This window comes from Bacteroides sp. MSK.20.12, assembly GCF_019052435.1.
Taxonomy (GTDB): Bacteria; Bacteroidota; Bacteroidia; order Bacteroidales; family Bacteroidaceae; genus Bacteroides; species Bacteroides xylanisolvens.
In genome coordinates this window covers 142053-159057 of sequence record NZ_JAHQVH010000007.1, presented here as the reverse complement: position 1 = coordinate 159057, position 17005 = coordinate 142053, and the positions used below count along the sequence as shown (strand labels likewise).

Here is a 17005-nt window from a genome sequence, read left to right as displayed (position 1 = left end):
GATTCTGTGTAAGGAGTGTACTTCTTTTTTAATTCTTTCATGGGAATTTCGCATTGAAGAAGTGTCAACTTATTTAGTACACTACACTATCCGCCGGCTTTCCTCCCGCCAATGCAGGGGACCATTTCGGCATCCCTTTAACAATGCGGAGAGCCTCCTCTGCAAATTCCGGATGAGTGGAACGTAGAATATGAGGACGAAGGATAACCCCTTCCTTATCAATAGTAAACTCACACAAAGCATAACCCGAAACATTCTTCTCTAAAAGTCCTGCCGGATAAACCATTTCATTGGCAATATATTCTTCCGGACTCTTCGCAGAGAAATGAGCAGGTTCTTCCACCTGCCTTCCGGAAAGCGTCTTTGCGCGGGGACCTACCGGATAAATTCCAACATACATCGGTTGTTTATAAGCATCCGGTTCTTCCTTACTACGCTGTTGCAATGCTTTCAATAAAGAAGCAGCCTCTTCCGCCAATGTCTGTTCCAAAATATTCTCTCCCCGAGATAACATATATGCCGACTGACAAACCAATACAAGACGTTCCATCAACGTTCCTTTTTCCGGCGACCATTTTCGTCCCATCCGCTCTTTGCCTTTTGCGTCCGTAGAAGAAAAATAATAGACAATTCCATCTAAACCAGCCGTAGAACCATCCAGATCCTGCACCTGCTCTGTCACCAAACGAAAGATGGCCCCTAAAGACTGATACAGGGAAGCACTGATGACAACCGATTTAGTATCCACCGTCACTGTCCCCTTCTCCGCCTGCCAATAGGTACGGGATAGTGTATTCGAAATCAGCGTATAACGCCCGTTTTTCCTTTCTACCGACATTGCATACTCCGGCGAAAAGGAAGGGATAGCTGCGAAACGCGCGTATGGCTGTTTCTGAAAGCCAGTATTAAGTAAAGAAAACACACTACGGTAATATTCGCCTAACTCGCCTGTATAAGAAGAAAAAGGTTTCACCGGCTCCAAATAGTCAATCTGGGCCGCCAGGCGAAAAGAAAAGGTTAAAAGCAGAAGACAGAAAACAATCTTTTTCATAAGTTGCCGGATTTTCGGTACATATCGGCAACAAAGATACAAATTATTTCGATGGTTCGTGATAAAATTATATCTTTGCACGGTTTTTACTAAGAAACTGAATAACAATACATCGAAAATATGATAGCTAAGATTGAACAACTTCTGAAAGAGGTGGAAGCCTTACACGCCTCCAATGCCGAAGAACTCGAAGCTCTCCGCATCAAATACCTAAGTAAGAAGGGAGCCATTAACGACTTAATGGCAGATTTCCGTAATGTAGCTGCCGATCAGAAAAAAGAAGTCGGCATGAGACTGAATGAACTGAAAACAAAAGCGCAGGACAAAATCAACGCGCTGAAAGAATTGTTTGAAAGTCAGGACAATGATTGTGACGGATTGGATTTAACGCGTTCGGCTTATCCCGTGGAACTTGGTACACGCCACCCGCTCACCATTGTAAAGAACGAAATCATCGATATCTTTGCCCGCCTGGGATTCAGCATCGCTGAAGGTCCGGAAATTGAAGATGACTGGCATGTATTCTCGGCACTGAACTTTGCCGAAGATCATCCGGCACGCGATATGCAGGACACTTTCTTTATCGAAGCTCACCCGGACGTAGTATTGCGCACGCATACTTCTTCCGTACAGACCCGTGTGATGGAAACTTCACAACCTCCTATCCGCATCATCTGTCCGGGACGTGTGTATCGTAACGAAGCAATCAGCTATCGCGCACACTGTTTCTTCCATCAGGTAGAAGCGTTGTATGTAGACAAAAACGTATCGTTCACCGACTTGAAACAAGTATTGTTGCTTTTCGCTAAAGAAATGTTCGGTGCTGATACAAAGATTCGTCTGCGTCCGTCTTACTTCCCGTTCACTGAACCTAGTGCGGAAATGGACATCAGCTGTAATATCTGCGGCGGTAAAGGTTGTCCGTTCTGTAAACACACCGGCTGGGTAGAAATCCTCGGTTGCGGTATGGTAGACCCGAACGTACTTGAATCTAACGGTATAGACAGCAAAATATACAGCGGTTATGCTCTCGGTATGGGTATCGAGCGTATCACAAACCTGAAATATCAGGTGAAAGACCTCCGTATGTTCTCTGAAAATGATACTCGCTTCCTGAAAGAATTCGAAGCGGCATATTAATTTACGATTGGACAATTTACGATTTACGATTGATGGTAACGTCTCTCGTAAATCGTAAATTTTCAATCACTCTATATTTTCACTATCCGAATGGGCACTCCCAATCGTAAATAGTAAATCGTCTAATCGTAAATAATTCCAATGGCAAAGGATAGACTCATTACTCCCAGTTATTGTTTCATCTTGGCAGCCAACTTCCTGCTCTACTTCGGCTTTTGGTTGTTGATTCCTGTTTTGCCGTTCTATTTATCAGAATTCTTCCAAACTGGAAATTCCACTATTGGCATTGTACTTTCCTGCTATACGGTAGCCGCTCTCTGCATCCGTCCGTTTTCCGGTTATCTGCTCGACACGTTTGCCCGTAAACCTCTTTATCTGTTTGCTTACTTCATCTTTATGATGATGTTCGGTGGATATTTAATAGCCGGCTCCCTTACCTTATTTATTATATTCCGAATCATTCATGGCATCTCTTTCGGAATGGTTACAGTAGGAGGAAACACGGTAGTGATAGACATTATGCCATCTTCCCGCCGTGGAGAAGGTTTAGGCTATTACGGGCTTACCAACAATACAGCTATGTCCATCGGGCCGATGTTCGGACTGTTTCTGCACGATGCAGGAGTCTCTTTTGCTACGATCTTCTGTTACGCATTCGGTTCCTGCATTTTGGGTTTTCTATGTGCCAGTCTGGTAAAAACGCCCTATAAACCTCCTGTGAAACGTGAACCGATTTCACTCGACCGTTTTATTTTGATGAAAGGATTGCCAGCCGGATTTAGCCTATTGTTACTTTCCATCCCTTACGGAATGACGACCAACTATGTCGCCATGTATGCCCGCCAAATAGGATTGAACACGCAAACCGGATTCTTCTTTACCTTTATGGCTGTCGGCATGGCAATCTCCCGCATCTTTTCGGGAAAACTGGTGGATCGCGGAAAAATAACACAAGTAATAATAGCCGGATTATATCTGGTTGTTTGCAGTTTCTTCCTGCTTTCAGCCTGTGTGTATCTGATTCAATGGAATGATACTGTTTGCAATATCCTGTTTTTTGGTATCGCATTGTTGATGGGGGTCGGATTTGGAATCATGTTTCCGGCATTTAATACGTTGTTTGTCAACCTTGCCCCCAATAACCAGCGGGGAACAGCCACTTCCACTTATCTTACCTCTTGGGACGTAGGAATCGGTATCGGTATGCTGACCGGTGGATATATCGCAGAAATTAGTACATTTGATAAGGCTTATCTTTTCGGAGCCTGCCTGACGGTAGTTTCCGCCCTCTATTTCAAACTAAAAGTGACGCCTCATTACCATAAAAACAAGCTACGATGAGAAAGAAAGAACGTTATGAGAAAGTAATCGCCTGGTTTCAGGACAATGTACCTGTAGCCGAGACCGAACTGCATTACAACAATCCGTATGAGTTGCTGATCGCTGTTATTCTTTCTGCACAATGTACGGACAAACGGGTGAATATGATCACTCCCCCTTTGTATAAAGATTTTCCGACTCCGGAAGCGCTGGCAGCCACTACGCCGGAAGTTATTTTCGAATATATACGAAGTGTGTCCTATCCGAACAACAAAGCCAAACATCTGGTCGGTATGGCAAAGATGCTGGTGAATGACTTCAACAGTCAGGTGCCCGACAATCTGGATGATTTGATAAAGTTGCCCGGTGTAGGAAGAAAAACAGCCAATGTCATCCAGTCGGTTGTGTTCAATAAGGCTGCAATGGCGGTAGATACACACGTATTCCGTGTCAGCCATCGCATCGGACTGGTGCCGGATAGTTGCACTACCCCGTTCAGTGTGGAAAAAGAATTGGTGAAGAATATTCCGGAAAAACTAATACCGATTGCCCACCATTGGCTCATTCTGCATGGTCGTTATGTTTGTCAGGCACGCGCTCCCAAATGTGACACCTGTGGTTTGCAAATGATGTGCAAATATTTCTGTAACACCTATAAAGTTACAAAAGAGGAACCAAAAGCCAAGAATAAATAACGATTTAATAGCAAGGAACCGAAATAAATAGTAACTTTGCGGTCGTTCTAAAAGAAGAATTTTAAAAACACTTTTAAATAAAAATAGAGTATTATGCAGACAATTGACAAATTCAATTTTGCCGGTAAAAAGGCATTTGTTCGCGTGGACTTCAATGTACCCCTGGACGAAAACTTCAACATTACAGATGACACTCGTATGCGTGCAGCTCTTCCTACTTTGAAGAAGATCCTGGCAGACGGCGGAAGCATCATCATTGGCTCTCACCTGGGCCGTCCGAAAGGCGTTGCCGATAAATTCTCTTTGAAACATATCATCAAGCATCTGTCTGAATTGCTGGGCGTTGAAGTTCAGTTCGCTAACGACTGCATGGGCGAAGAAGCTGCTGTAAAAGCTGCTGCTCTGCAACCGGGAGAAGTGCTGTTGCTCGAAAATCTTCGCTTCTATGCTGAAGAAGAAGGCAAACCAAGAGGTTTGGCAGAAGATGCAACTGACGAAGAAAAAGCTGCTGCCAAGAAAGCAGTAAAAGAAAGCCAGAAAGAATTTACCAAGAAATTGGCTTCTTACGCTGACTGCTACGTAAACGACGCATTTGGTACTGCTCACCGTGCACACGCTTCTACAGCATTGATCGCTAAATATTTCGATGTAAACAACAAGATGTTCGGTTACCTGATGGAAAAAGAAGTGAAAGCCGTTGACAAAGTATTGAACGACATCAAACGTCCGTTCACTGCTATCATGGGTGGTTCTAAAGTTTCTTCTAAAATCGAAATCATCGAAAACCTGTTGAGCAAGGTAGACAACTTAATCATCGCCGGTGGTATGACTTATACATTTACTAAAGCGATGGGTGGTAAAATCGGTATCTCTATCTGTGAGGACGACAAACTTGACCTGGCTTTGGATTTGATGAAGAAAGCAAAAGAAAAAGGTGTAAACCTGGTATTGGCTGTTGACGCTAAGATTGCTGACGCATTCTCTAACGACGCAAATACTAAATTCTGTGCTGTTGACGAAATTCCTGACGGATGGGAAGGTCTTGACATCGGTCCTAAGACTGAAGAAATCTTCGCTAACGTTATCAAAGAATCTAAGACTATTCTTTGGAACGGTCCTACAGGCGTATTCGAATTTGACAACTTCACTCACGGCTCACGTGCAGTAGGTGAAGCAATCGTTGAAGCCACTAAGAACGGCGCATTCTCACTTGTGGGTGGTGGCGACTCTGTAGCTTGTGTTAACAAGTTCGGTTTGGCTAGCGGTGTATCTTACGTTTCAACCGGTGGTGGCGCATTGCTCGAAGCAATCGAAGGAAAAGTTCTTCCGGGTATCGCTGCTATCCAAGAATAATAGAACTAGATAATTAGTTAATTTTTTAAATAGTTAATGATAAGAGGGCAGTTCTTTGTGAAAAGAGTTGCCCTTATTTATAAAAAACGGAGTTCCTCTTATTTACAAAAACGAGGTATGAAAAGACCGATACTACTCTTTTGGTTCATCCTTCTCTTCCTTTACTCCTGTCAGAGTAAAAAAGGAGACGGCTCTTTTTTACCTCTAACCGAACTGCAACCACTCACCCTGGGCATGATGCCTACACTGGACGGACTCCCTTTCCATATAGCTAAAACACAAGGCATCTACGATTCATTAGGGCTGAACCTGACTATTCTTTCATTCAACTCTGCCAACGACCGGGACGCTGCTTTCCAGGCCGGGAAAATGGACGGCATGATTACCGACTATCCCAGCGCAGTAATGCTGCAAGCTATCCATCATGCTGATTTAGGGCTCGTCCTGAAAAATGATGGTTATTTCTGTTTCATTGTCTCTAAAGAAAGTAATATCAATCAACTGGAACAGCTCAAGGAAAAGAATATTGCTGTGTCACGCAACACAGTTATCGAATATGCTACCGCCCAGTTATTAAGCAAAGCCGGAATCAGTCTTTCAGAAATGAATATGCCGGAAATCGGCCAGCTTCCTCTCCGGCTGCAAATGTTGCAGTACAATCAGATTGACGCCTCTTTCCTGCCCGACCCTGCCGCATCCATCGCCATGAACAGCCAGCATCGTTCATTGGTAAGTACACAGGAATTGGGCATTGATTTTACGGCTACCGCTTTTTCACGAAAAGCGCTCAACGAAAAAAGAAAAGAAATCGAACTACTCATCACAGGTTATAATCTGGGAGTAGATTATATAAAAATGCATCCACAGAAGGAATGGGAGCAAGTGCTGATAGAAATAGGTGTACCGGAAAATCTGACAGGACTCGTCGCCCTCCCCAATTATCAAAAAGCAAAACGCCCTTCGGCTGAAGGGATAGATAAAGCTATACACTGGTTGAAAGAAAACCACCGAATCCCCGAAACCTACTCTGAAAAGAATCTGATTGACACAACGTATATCCCCACAGTATCAACCATAATACAGTATCAACCATAATCAAAATCAAATAACAACTAACTCATGCGAAAAACACTACTCCAATTCTTAACCTTTGTATTATGCATTACAGGTATGCAAAATCCTCTCCTGGCACAGGAGCAGACACCACTAAATCAAGTTGTCAACACACTGAAAGAACGGATTAGTCTCTCCGGATATGCCCAATTGGGATATACTTATGACGATGCAGCGAACCCGGACAATACATTCGACATCAAACGAATCATTTTCATGGCACACGGAAAGATCACCAAACGGTGGACTTGTGATTTTATGTATGACTTCTACAATGGGGGCATGTTACTCGAAGTGTATACCGATTATCAGTTTCTCCCCGGACTTACGGCACGTATCGGTGAATTCAAGGTTCCCTATACCATAGAAAATGAATTATCTCCTACCACAGTAGAACTCATCAATTGTTATTCACAGTCTGTTTGTTATCTGGCGGGAGTAAGCGGTAGCGATAAGTGTTACGGAATGACGTCCGGACGGGATATCGGTATGATGCTTCACGGAAAATTATTTCGTGACTTCCTGCAATACAAAGTGGCCGTAATGAACGGACAAGGATTGAACACCAAAGACAAAAACAGTCAAAAAGATGTAGTCGGTAACTTGATGGTTAATCCGCTGAAATGGTTATCCGTAGGTGGTTCGTTTATCCGCGGAACAGGACATGCCATAGCAGATTCGGAATATACCGGAATTAAAGCCGGAGAAAATTACGCCAAGAAACGCTGGAGTGCAGGAGGGGTTGTCACCACTTCCACCTTTAATCTGCGCACGGAATATCTTGCCGGAAAAGACCGGAGTGTGAAAAGCGAAGGTTTCTATGCAACAGGCAGTGTACGCTTCGCCCGGAATTTCGATTTCATCGCTTCGTTCGATTATTTCAACCCGAACAAAGCTGCTGATTTCAAACAGAATAACTATATTGCAGGCGTACAATACTGGTTCTACCCTAGATGCCGCTTACAAGCACAATATACCTTTTGCGACAAGAAAGGAGACGGACAAAAAAACTCCAATCTGATACAGGCACAGGTGCAGGTAAGGTTTTAATCAAGTATTAAGTATCAAGTATTAAGTATCAAGTATTAAGTATTAGCATCCGGTATTAGGGCTGGAGTAGCAGAATTGAAACAGCGGAATCAAATAATTATAGAATATCAACCTTATAAATAACAGAAACGAAGAAATCATGGAACACAAAATCGCGGAAACCAACGCCCGAATAGACGTGGCCGACGTATTAAGAGGATTAGCAGTAATGGGAATTATTCTCTTACACAGTATTGAACATTTTAATTTCTACTCTTTCCCAGAAGAAGTACCTTTTGAATGGATGAAATTTACCGATCAGGCTATTTGGAGAGGATTATTCTTCACATTCAGTAACAAAGCATACGCTGTGTTTGCCCTGCTCTTCGGTTTCAGTTTCTACATTCAGGACAACAACCAACAACGGAGAGGGAAAGATTTCCGCTTGCGTTTTTTATGGAGATTATTCATTCTCTTCATGATAGGACAGTTCAATGCCGCTTTCTTTACCGGTGAAATATTGACTATGTATGCGATTTTAGGAATTATCCTTCCGATATTCTGCCGGATGAGCGACCGCACGGTTGTCATCTTCGCTACTTTATTAATTCTACAACCTATCGACTGGGTGAAATTGATTTATGCTTTGTGTAATCCTGACTATGTGGCAGGAAAAAGTTTGGCAGGTTATTATTTCAGCATTGCTTTCGACGTACAAAAGAACGGAACTTTCCTCGAAACAGTCCGCATGAATATGTGGGAAGGACAACTGGCCAATATGACCTGGGCACTGGAACATGGACGTATCTTACAGACACCGGGGTTATTCTTATTCGGAATGCTTGTCGGTCGCCGCAAATATTTCCTGTACAGCGAACAGAACGAACGCCTGTGGTTAAAGGCATTGGCCGTTTCGCTTCTCTGCTTCTTCCCCATCTACGGATTGAACAATATGCTGCCGGAATTCATCGAACGAAGTGCCATCCTTGTTCCCTTGCAATTGATATTAAGTTCATTCAGCAGCCTTAGCTTCATGGTATTGCTGGTAACAGGATTACTGCTGACTTTCTACCGTGTGAAAGACCGCAGTTTCTTTATGCGTTTCACATCTTATGGTAAAATGAGTTTAACGAACTACCTCGGGCAATCTATTTTCGGTTCTCTTTTGTTCTATCATTGGGGATTTGAACTTGGACGATATTTAGGAATCACTTACAGTTTCCTTTTTGGCATCCTTTTTGTTCTATTACAAATGGTATTTTGTTCGTGGTGGCTCCGACACCATAAGCACGGTCCTTTTGAAGGTCTCTGGAAACGTTTGACCTGGATTGGAAAAAATAAATAATTAAAGAATGATGAACGAAAAAACGATTAATGAACAATACGCATATATACGTACTTTACTTGAAGAGAAAAGACTCAAAGAAGCCTTAATGCAGTTGGAATCTTTGCTGTGGCAATGTCCTGACTGGGATTTGCGCACTCGCCTGGAACAATTGCAGACCTCTTACAAATATATGCTGGAATACATGAAACAGGGAGCAAACGACCCTGACCGGTGGAATCTGTATCAAAAAATGGTAGCAGACACCTGGGGAATTGCCGACCAATCACGTTTGCTCATGTTGGACAACGCTTCATCAAGATATTATCATGAGGTACGCCGCACTCCCAGATCGACGGACTTGTCGAACTATGGTATCAAAACAATATTACACATATTGGAGTCATTTAATGACGACTTGGCAGTCAGCGGATTACTGTCTGACGAAAAGATGGATGAAGTTTTAAGACGGCATGAAGATACGCTCAAGTTTATGTTTATAAGAACATGGACAAACAGTGCATGGACTCCCGAGGACGAGGAAGACGCAAAAGCTATGCTTGCCTCGGAATTACTTCCGGGAGATGACTTATGCTTATTTGTCAGTGCCCTCACATTGAGCTTGATGGAATGTTTCGACATACGAAAAATAATGTGGCTGCTCAATGCTTACGAACACCCTAACGTCAACGTCAGCCAACGGGCATTGGTAGGTACAATGATTATCTTCCACATCTACAGAAGCCGTCTTTCTTTTTATCCGGAACTTATCAAAAGGGTAGATCTCATGGAGGAAATACCTTCATTCAGAGAAGACGTCGCACGTATTTACCGCCAAATGCTATTGTGTCAGGAAACGGAAAAAATTGATAAGAAGATGAGGGAAGAGATTATTCCTGAAATGCTGAAGAATGTTTCCTCCATGAAAAATATGCGATTCGGTTTTGAAGAAAACGATGAAGAAAACAATGATATGAACCCGGATTGGGAAGATGCGTTCGAGAAGTCCGGCCTGGGAGATAAATTGCGTGAAATGAACGAATTGCAATTAGAGGGCGCAGATGTGTATATGAGCACTTTTGCCGCATTGAAAAATTATCCGTTCTTCCGTGAGGTGCATAACTGGTTTTATCCATTCAGCAAGCAACAGTCCAATGTGCTCAAAGCAATGAAACAAGCGGGAAATCAAGGCGGCAGTTTACTGGACTTAATTCTTCAATCGGGCTTTTTCAGCAACAGCGATAAGTACTCGCTCTTTTTCACGATTCATCAATTGCCACAGTCGCAACAAGATATGATGTTGAGTCAGTTGAACGAACAGCAGGTGGCAGAATTGGCAGAGAAATCGAATGTTGAAACAATGAAGAGGTTCAATGAACGTCCGGGAACGGTCAGTAACCAATACCTGCACGACTTGTACCGTTTCTTCAAACTTAGTGTACGCAAGAGTGAGTTCAGAGATATTTTTAAAGAGAAACTCGACCTTCATCACGTTCCTGCACTCGACAATATCTTGTATTGGGAAGATGTATTATTCCCCATTGCCGATTTTTATCTGGCAAAGGAACGTTGGGACGAGGCTATTGAAATTTATGAAGAACTGGAGTCTATTGGAGGATTCGAAGGAGAAAGTGCAGAATATTATCAGAAGTTTGGCTATGCATTACAGAAAAGAAAGAAATATGCAGAAGCTATTCAGGCTTATCTGAAAGCAGATACGCTGAAGCCGGATAATATCTGGAACAATCGCCACCTGGCTATTTGTTACCGGTTAAACAGAAACTATCAGGCTGCACTCACTTATTATAAAAAGGTAGAAGAAGCTGCTCCGGAAGATACCAATGTGACTTTCTATATCGGTAGTTGCCTGGCTGAACTGGGACAATATGAAGAAGCTCTGAATTATTTCTTCAAATTGGATTTCATCGATAACAATTGTATAAAGGCATGGCGCGGCATCGGTTGGTGCTCGTTCATCAGCCAGAAATATGAACAGGCGATGAAATATTATGAAAAGATTATTGAGCAAAAGCCGCTGGCTATTGATTATATGAACGCAGGGCATGTGGCCTGGGTAATGGGAGATATTCAGAAAGCTGCCGTTTTCTACGGAAAAGCCATTACAGCTAGTGGGAACCGGGAAAGATTCTTGGAGATGTTCCACAAAGATGAAGAATCCCTTCTCACACAAGGGATTCGAGAAGAGGACATTCCTCTGATGTTGGATTTATTATAGTCTCCTGCATCTTTCAATTCGGGATATTCAGCAAATGTCCCTGCTTAAGAATACAGAAAAAGGCTGCCTCATTTTCTATTTTGAGGCAGCCTTCTCATATTATTGGGGTAAGTAGAAATATTCAGATAGATTCAGGATCCTTACTATAACTTTTTCAACTCTCCATACAACTTCTGTATGGGAAGTCCCATAATATTATAGAAGCTACCTGAAATTGATTTCACACCGATATACCCGATCCATTCCTGGACACCATAGGCTCCTGCCTTATCCATCGGCTGATAGAGGTCGACATAATACTGGATTTCATCTTCTGACAAGACATCAAACAATACTTCGGAAGAAGCGGTAAAGCTTTTTTGCCATTCGGTAGTAGTCAAGCAAACACCTGTGAAAACTTGATGAGACTTTCCCGAAAGAGCACGAAGCATTTCAATGGCTCCTTCCCTACCTTCCGGTTTTCCAAGTACTTTTCCATCCATCCAGACAATGGTATCTGCTGTAATCAATAATTCTCCCGGCTGCATCATGGTACGGTAGGCATCTGCTTTTTCACGAGCAATATATTCGGGTATTTCAGCACCAACCAATGTATCCGGATATGACTCGTCTACATCCGGCAATGTTCTGACTACATAGTCCACTCCCAAGCCTGACATCAATTCTTTCCGACGGGGAGAATTGGAGGCTAGTATAATCTGATATTTCTTTAAATTATCAAGCATGATTCGATTTATGATTTATAATTTATGGTTTATGGTTGAAAATACTTTTTATTGATGTCACCAGTTGATTTCACCAGCCGAAAGCATCTTCTGCCATCCACAGACCATGAGCTTTCAGTACTTGCTCCACTACATCACGTCCGCAGCCACGTCCGCCGTCTGCATAAGAGATATACTTTGCTACGGATTTCACTTCCGGCACGGCATCTTTCGGACAACATGGAAGTCCACATTCACGCATCACTTCAATATCCGGAACATCATCGCCCATATAGAGAATTTCATCATCGGTCAGTCCGTATTTATCACGAAAATCACGATAGTCGTGTATCTTGACGGCGGATCCCATATACAGATCCTTCACTCCCAGTCCTTCAAAACGGATACGCACTGCTTCTGTACGGCCACCGGTGATGATGGCTATGTGAAGTCCTTTTTTCACAGCCAACTGGATAGCGTACCCATCTTTGATATTCACAGTACGCATCGGCTCTCCGGAAGGATGCAAAGGTACGGTTGTCGAACTCAATACTCCGTCTACATCAAAAGCTAAAGCCTTGATACGGGATAAATCATAGTTGATGGTGCTCATGGATACTTTTGCTCATTAGTTTATATATTTCCTGCAATGCCGGAGAATCTACCAACATGGCAAGATGATTGTTCATCACATTCTCATCGTAACGAACAGCGGGTCCGGTCTGTGCATCACGTGGTGCCAGTTCGTGTACTTTACGTGCCGTTTCATCTATCAGCGGAAGCATGACATCGAAAGGCAAGTTGTATTTTTCAAGCAAATCAGCAGCTAATGCATACATGTGATTTGTGAAGTTGCAGATAAAAACAGCAGCCAAATGAAGGCTTTTACGCTGCTCGGAAGAAGCTTCGTAAACTTTCTCCGAAAGAGTGGCAGCAACAGCTTTCAAGAACTCTACATCTTCCGGTCGTTTCGCTTCAACAAAGAAAGGCACTTCCTGAAAATTGACTTCACGTTGTTTGCTGAATGTCTGCATCGGATAAAATACTCCATACCGTTCTGCATACCCTTCCCAAATACTCATCGGGATACTTCCCGCGGTATGCACCAACAAAGAATTCTGTTTTCCTTCTGTTATCTGCGGCAACAAATCTACTAAAGCGGCATCTTTCAAAGATACAATATACAATTTGGCATCTTTGGAGACTTCCTGTAAATCTGTAGTATATTCAGCTTCAACTTTCTCGGCTAAAGTACGGGCAGATTCCATGGTCCGGCTATATACCTGCACAATACGGAAGCCTTTATGATAGAGAGCCTTCGCCAGATTAGTAGCCAGATTACCTGCGCCAATAAACACAATCGGTGTATCTTCTATACTTCTCTTCATTATTTCCTTACCGTTTTGCAAACCAGAATAAAATGATGCCGACAATGAGCAAAGTCAATGGCAGCAGATACCCGGATAACGAACCCAGCAATGATATTACCAGACTGATATTCATCACCAGCCAAAGACCAAGTAACACAAAACCAATTGATTTATCGCGTTTGAAAATAAGAAAACAGATCGAAGCATACAATAACATATTGTCTTTATTCATCACCCAAGGTAGTCCAATAGTGGAGAAATGAATCAGTTTATCAATCAGATAAAGTGCTCCGATAACGATAAAGGTAACAGCAGTAGCCAAATAAGTATCTTTGCTGTTACTCGCTTTAGCAGCTCCCATATTTATTTTCCTCCGAATTTATTTATGTGAATTTTCTCCCATTGAAGATGTTCTTCGTTGAAAGGTTTACGTTCCATCCCTTTATGTCCGATAGCAATAACGGAAAGAATTTGAAGTTGCAGAGGAATACCCAAGATTCCATGAACAAATTCATCGGAAGGCATTCCGGTAGCAGTGAAACGTTCGCGGACCTGCACCCAGCAGCTTCCCAAGCCGAGATCTTCGGCCTGCAACTGTATCATGATAGAAGCAATAGAAGCATCTTCAATCCAAACATCACTGGCCAACGGATCGGCCATTACCACAATTGCCAAAGCAGCGTCGGCAATGAATGAAGAAGCCTGTTCCTTACAATGAGACAATTCTTTCAATACCTCTTTATCATCAATCACTACAAACTGCCAACTATTACTACGTTTGGAAGAGGGAGACATCAAAGCTGCTTTCATCAACGTAACGACCTGATCTTGTGTCAACTCTTCATCGGTGAACTTCCGCATACTACGACGGTTCTTTATTAATTCACTGAAATTTTCCATATTATTTTCCGGTTTCATTTGATTAATGTATGCAAAGATAATGCAAACCGAGCGTAATAGGAAATAAAAGTATCTTTTTCATTTCTATTGTCAGAAGGGAATCTATGACATGAAAAGAGTGCCAAATACTCCACTAAATGAAGAATATATTGTATCTTTGCACAGATAAATAATTTCATTATGAAAAAGCGAATTACACAAGACGATTACATTAAAGCGAATCGTAAAGCCAGCCGTGAGGCAGAAATTGAGATGTACGGGCACCCTATTTGTCACAAACGAGTGCACCAGTCAAAGAAAGTATATAACCGCAGAAAGATAAAGGCAGCCGATAAAAAGCTGCCTTATTTTTTTGTCTTCAAAATAGCGTCACTATCCTCCAGACATAGCGACACTATACAATAGGAATGGCGTCACTATCATGATAGGATAGCGTCACTATATTTAAGGGATTAAAAAAGAAGTTTATCTATTTACCTAATCTATCTAATTATCTATACAATCCGAGTTAATTCCCCGGTTGTAGAATCAATAATAAACCCGTAGACTGTCACATCTGAAGGGATCAAAGGATGACGCACGATAAAATCTACTGTTCCTCTCACCGACTTTTCTGTATCTTCGAAACCATCCAGCCACGAATGAAAGTCAACTCCGCAGAAACGCATCATGTCAATATAATCCGGATTGATCCCGCGTGCTTTCATTTTTTCGAGCATTACTTCACTGTGCATGTGGCAAGCTCCACAGTCAGAATGAGCAATCACCATTATTTCCTCTACCCCCAACTCAAAAATAGCAACGAGCAAACTACGTATCACGCTACCGAAAGGATGGGAAATAACGCCACCTGCATTTTTTATCATTTTTACATCACCATTCTTAATTCCTAATGCGGCTGGAAGCAAAGCAGTCAGTCGGGTGTCCATACAGGAAAGAATAGCTATTTTCTTATCGGGATATTTATTAGTAATATACGATTCGTATCCCTTGTTCTCAACAAATTGCTTGTTGTAAGCTAAAATTTCTTCTAACATAGTTCCGCTTTTTAAAAGTTCTGTTCGATTACGCAAAGATAGAAAAAATATATAAAGGTGCATTTTTTACAACTATATATATCAAGCAACTCCAACAAATTCTCCGTTTTGTTGTTGAATAAAGAATAAAAAGTGTAAATTTGTACCTAGATGCCACTTAAACTAACCACATATTATCATGGGAAGGACATTCCTGAATTGCCCGGAAAAAACGCCTTCCATTCCAAAGAGTTATTTCAGATTTATGAAGCGACTCCGGGCTATACTCCTTTATTAATAGTGGCAACAGAAGACGGCAGACCTGTGGCACGCCTGCTTGCCGCCATCCGCAAAGCGAAAAAGTGGCTTCCCTCCTCTTTAGTAAAACATTGCGTAGTATATAGCGAAGGTGAATTTCTGGATGAGTCGCTTTCGACCAACAAAGAAAAGGCAGAAGAAATCTTTGGCGATATGCTCGAACATCTCACACAAGAAGCATCGCGCAGCTGTGTCCTGATCGAATTCCGGAACCTCAATAATTCGATGTTCGGTTACCGGGTTTTCCGTGCCAATGATTATTTCCCTGTCAATTGGCTGCGGGTACGCAATTCGCTGCACAGTATGAAAAAGACGGAAGACCGGTTCAGCCCGTCACGCATCCGTCAGATAAAAAAAGGACTCAAGAATGGAGCCAAAGTAGAGGAGGCACATACCGTGGAAGAAATACACGATTTCTCACGGATGCTGCACAAGGTTTATTCCTCCCGCATACGTAGATATTTCCCTGCCAACGACTTTTTCCGTCACATGAACGATATGCTAATCAAAGGACAACAGGCAAAAATATTCGTAGTAAAATACAAAGAGAAAATCATTGGCGGTTCCGTCTGTATCTACTCGGGAGATGACGCCTACCTTTGGTTCTCCGGGGGAATGAAAAAGACATACGCACTTCAGTATCCGGGAGTGCTGGCCGTTTGGAAGGCATTGGAAGACGCCCGCCAACGGGGATTCCGCCACATGGAATTTATGGATGTAGGACTTCCGTTCCGCAAACACGGTTATCGTGATTTCGTTCTCCGATTCGGAGGAAAGCAAAGCAGTACCCGCCGCTGGTTCCGTGTCAATTGGAATTGGCTGAACAAACTCTTAGTCAAATTTTATGTCTAAATGTAATCTCAAGATTACAAAACAACTCTTCATACTCCTTCCCTACCATTTTTTCTGTTTAATAATCCAATAATTAAATGCAGAAATATTTCTTTATTAGGTAAGAAATGTCTTTCTTTGTGCTGTTTTATGCCATATAAGCACATGATTAAAACCAAATAAAAAAAGTATAGTTATGAAGATTTCACACATTGAACATCTGGGCATTGCTGTAAAAAGCATCGAAGAAGCCCTTCCTTACTACGAAAATGTATTAGGTCTGAAGTGTTACAACATTGAAACAGTGGAAGATCAGAAAGTAAGAACTGCTTTTTTAAAAGTAGGCGAAACCAAAATTGAACTGTTGGAGCCGACTTGCCCGGAGAGTACTATTGCCAAATTCATTGAAAACAAAGGTGCAGGTGTTCACCACGTTGCCTTTGCTGTAGAAGATGGCGTAGCCAATGCTTTGGCAGAAGCAGAAAGCAAAGAAATCCGCCTTATCGACAAAGCTCCCCGCAAGGGTGCCGAAGGTTTGAATATTGCTTTCCTTCACCCGAAATCAACTTTGGGCGTGTTGACAGAACTCTGCGAACATTAATCAT

18 protein-coding genes are annotated in these 17005 nt (G+C 42.4%); 11 read left to right on the top strand and 7 right to left on the bottom strand.

The features are described from left to right. Nucleotides 1–73: 73 nt before the first annotated feature. Nucleotides 74–1051 carry an energy transducer TonB gene (locus KTR06_RS06140; protein ID WP_217290065.1) on the bottom strand — a complete coding sequence of 326 codons (978 nt, stop codon included), beginning with the start codon at nucleotides 1049–1051 and terminating at the stop codon, nucleotides 74–76. 120 nt (nucleotides 1052–1171) lie between these two features. Here KTR06_RS06140 and pheS point away from each other — a divergent pair, with 120 nt between their 5' ends. From pheS to KTR06_RS06100, 8 genes are all read left to right on the top strand, one after another. Next, nucleotides 1172–2191 (top strand): phenylalanine--tRNA ligase subunit alpha, encoded by a 1020-nt coding sequence (gene pheS, locus KTR06_RS06135; protein ID WP_117683590.1) that lies wholly within the window; start codon nucleotides 1172–1174, stop codon nucleotides 2189–2191. A 141-nt stretch (nucleotides 2192–2332) separates the two neighbouring features. Further along, nucleotides 2333–3532, top strand: coding sequence for an MFS transporter (locus tag KTR06_RS06130; RefSeq protein WP_151923500.1), 1200 nt, complete (start codon nucleotides 2333–2335; stop codon nucleotides 3530–3532). Further along, the gene (gene nth / locus KTR06_RS06125) at nucleotides 3529–4206 is read left to right on the top strand and encodes an endonuclease III (protein ID WP_217290064.1); all 678 of its coding nucleotides are present in this window, start codon (nucleotides 3529–3531) and stop codon (nucleotides 4204–4206) included. Before KTR06_RS06130 ends, nth begins: the two co-directional genes overlap by 4 nt. 93 nt (nucleotides 4207–4299) lie before the next feature. Continuing rightward, entirely contained in the window at nucleotides 4300–5559 is a 1260-nt protein-coding gene (gene pgk, locus KTR06_RS06120) for a phosphoglycerate kinase (RefSeq protein ID WP_004300866.1), read from the top strand. Nucleotides 5560–5676: 117 nt separating this feature from the next. After that, nucleotides 5677–6654: an ABC transporter substrate-binding protein gene (locus tag KTR06_RS06115; RefSeq protein WP_217290063.1), complete on the top strand. Its 978-nt coding sequence runs from the start codon at nucleotides 5677–5679 to the stop codon at nucleotides 6652–6654. Nucleotides 6655–6678: 24 nt separating this feature from the next. Next, nucleotides 6679–7722 (top strand): OprO/OprP family phosphate-selective porin, encoded by a 1044-nt coding sequence (locus tag KTR06_RS06110; protein WP_217290062.1) that lies wholly within the window; start codon nucleotides 6679–6681, stop codon nucleotides 7720–7722. Between the two features lie 139 nt (nucleotides 7723–7861). Continuing rightward, nucleotides 7862–9046, top strand: coding sequence for a DUF418 domain-containing protein (locus tag KTR06_RS06105; protein WP_004314226.1), 1185 nt, complete (start codon nucleotides 7862–7864; stop codon nucleotides 9044–9046). 7 nt (nucleotides 9047–9053) lie between these two features. Continuing rightward, nucleotides 9054–11261 carry a tetratricopeptide repeat protein gene (locus tag KTR06_RS06100; protein ID WP_217290061.1) on the top strand — a complete coding sequence of 736 codons (2208 nt, stop codon included), beginning with the start codon at nucleotides 9054–9056 and terminating at the stop codon, nucleotides 11259–11261. Nucleotides 11262–11404: 143 nt separating this feature from the next. On the opposite strand, the gene KTR06_RS06095 is transcribed toward KTR06_RS06100, so the two are convergent. From KTR06_RS06095 to KTR06_RS06075, 5 genes are all read right to left on the bottom strand, one after another. Next, nucleotides 11405–11986: a Maf-like protein gene (locus KTR06_RS06095; protein WP_151923497.1), complete on the bottom strand. Its 582-nt coding sequence runs from the start codon at nucleotides 11984–11986 to the stop codon at nucleotides 11405–11407. A 70-nt stretch (nucleotides 11987–12056) separates the two neighbouring features. Further along, nucleotides 12057–12578 (bottom strand): HAD family hydrolase, encoded by a 522-nt coding sequence (locus KTR06_RS06090; RefSeq protein WP_008026011.1) that lies wholly within the window; start codon nucleotides 12576–12578, stop codon nucleotides 12057–12059. Further along, nucleotides 12559–13353 (bottom strand): Rossmann-like and DUF2520 domain-containing protein, encoded by a 795-nt coding sequence (locus tag KTR06_RS06085; RefSeq protein WP_217290060.1) that lies wholly within the window; start codon nucleotides 13351–13353, stop codon nucleotides 12559–12561. The genes KTR06_RS06090 and KTR06_RS06085 overlap by 20 nt, the downstream gene beginning before the upstream one ends. A gap of 7 nt (nucleotides 13354–13360) precedes the next feature. After that, nucleotides 13361–13696, bottom strand: a complete 336-nt coding sequence (locus KTR06_RS06080) for a hypothetical protein (RefSeq protein ID WP_004314220.1) — start codon at nucleotides 13694–13696, stop codon at nucleotides 13361–13363. Between the two features lie 2 nt (nucleotides 13697–13698). Beyond that, nucleotides 13699–14235, bottom strand: a complete 537-nt coding sequence (locus KTR06_RS06075) for a nitroreductase family protein (protein WP_008771322.1) — start codon at nucleotides 14233–14235, stop codon at nucleotides 13699–13701. A gap of 180 nt (nucleotides 14236–14415) precedes the next feature. Between KTR06_RS06075 and KTR06_RS06070 the strand changes: the two genes are divergently transcribed. Continuing rightward, nucleotides 14416–14640 (top strand): hypothetical protein, encoded by a 225-nt coding sequence (locus KTR06_RS06070; protein ID WP_008026002.1) that lies wholly within the window; start codon nucleotides 14416–14418, stop codon nucleotides 14638–14640. Between the two features lie 89 nt (nucleotides 14641–14729). Here the strand turns inward: KTR06_RS06070 and KTR06_RS06065 are convergent, their stop codons facing one another. Next, a complete protein-coding gene (locus tag KTR06_RS06065; protein WP_004300877.1) occupies nucleotides 14730–15272 on the bottom strand; it encodes a carbonic anhydrase in 543 nt (180 codons plus the stop codon). 150 nt (nucleotides 15273–15422) lie between these two features. On the opposite strand from KTR06_RS06065, the gene KTR06_RS06060 reads away from it, so the two are divergent. Further along, nucleotides 15423–16421 carry a GNAT family N-acetyltransferase gene (locus KTR06_RS06060; protein WP_015533022.1) on the top strand — a complete coding sequence of 333 codons (999 nt, stop codon included), beginning with the start codon at nucleotides 15423–15425 and terminating at the stop codon, nucleotides 16419–16421. Between the two features lie 175 nt (nucleotides 16422–16596). Further along, entirely contained in the window at nucleotides 16597–17001 is a 405-nt protein-coding gene (mce, locus tag KTR06_RS06055) for a methylmalonyl-CoA epimerase (protein ID WP_002561104.1), read from the top strand. Nucleotides 17002–17005: the final 4 nt, after the last annotated feature.

Bases quoted from the DNA above. Each gene is read 5' to 3' on its own strand.
- KTR06_RS06140 (WP_217290065.1), bottom strand. From the start codon at position 1,051: ATGAAAAAGATTGTTTTCTGTCTTCTGCTTTTAACCTTTTCTTTTCGC.
- pheS (WP_117683590.1), top strand. From the start codon at position 1,172: ATGATAGCTAAGATTGAACAACTTCTGAAAGAGGTGGAAGCCTTACAC.
- KTR06_RS06130 (WP_151923500.1), top strand. From the start codon at position 2,333: ATGGCAAAGGATAGACTCATTACTCCCAGTTATTGTTTCATCTTGGCA.
- nth (WP_217290064.1), top strand. From the start codon at position 3,529: ATGAGAAAGAAAGAACGTTATGAGAAAGTAATCGCCTGGTTTCAGGAC.
- pgk (WP_004300866.1), top strand. From the start codon at position 4,300: ATGCAGACAATTGACAAATTCAATTTTGCCGGTAAAAAGGCATTTGTT.
- KTR06_RS06115 (WP_217290063.1), top strand. From the start codon at position 5,677: ATGAAAAGACCGATACTACTCTTTTGGTTCATCCTTCTCTTCCTTTAC.
- KTR06_RS06110 (WP_217290062.1), top strand. From the start codon at position 6,679: ATGCGAAAAACACTACTCCAATTCTTAACCTTTGTATTATGCATTACA.
- KTR06_RS06105 (WP_004314226.1), top strand. From the start codon at position 7,862: ATGGAACACAAAATCGCGGAAACCAACGCCCGAATAGACGTGGCCGAC.
- KTR06_RS06100 (WP_217290061.1), top strand. From the start codon at position 9,054: ATGATGAACGAAAAAACGATTAATGAACAATACGCATATATACGTACT.
- KTR06_RS06095 (WP_151923497.1), bottom strand. From the start codon at position 11,986: ATGCTTGATAATTTAAAGAAATATCAGATTATACTAGCCTCCAATTCT.
- KTR06_RS06090 (WP_008026011.1), bottom strand. From the start codon at position 12,578: ATGAGCACCATCAACTATGATTTATCCCGTATCAAGGCTTTAGCTTTT.
- KTR06_RS06085 (WP_217290060.1), bottom strand. From the start codon at position 13,353: ATGAAGAGAAGTATAGAAGATACACCGATTGTGTTTATTGGCGCAGGT.
- KTR06_RS06080 (WP_004314220.1), bottom strand. From the start codon at position 13,696: ATGGGAGCTGCTAAAGCGAGTAACAGCAAAGATACTTATTTGGCTACT.
- KTR06_RS06075 (WP_008771322.1), bottom strand. From the start codon at position 14,235: ATGGAAAATTTCAGTGAATTAATAAAGAACCGTCGTAGTATGCGGAAG.
- KTR06_RS06070 (WP_008026002.1), top strand. From the start codon at position 14,416: ATGAAAAAGCGAATTACACAAGACGATTACATTAAAGCGAATCGTAAA.
- KTR06_RS06065 (WP_004300877.1), bottom strand. From the start codon at position 15,272: ATGTTAGAAGAAATTTTAGCTTACAACAAGCAATTTGTTGAGAACAAG.
- KTR06_RS06060 (WP_015533022.1), top strand. From the start codon at position 15,423: ATGCCACTTAAACTAACCACATATTATCATGGGAAGGACATTCCTGAA.
- mce (WP_002561104.1), top strand. From the start codon at position 16,597: ATGAAGATTTCACACATTGAACATCTGGGCATTGCTGTAAAAAGCATC.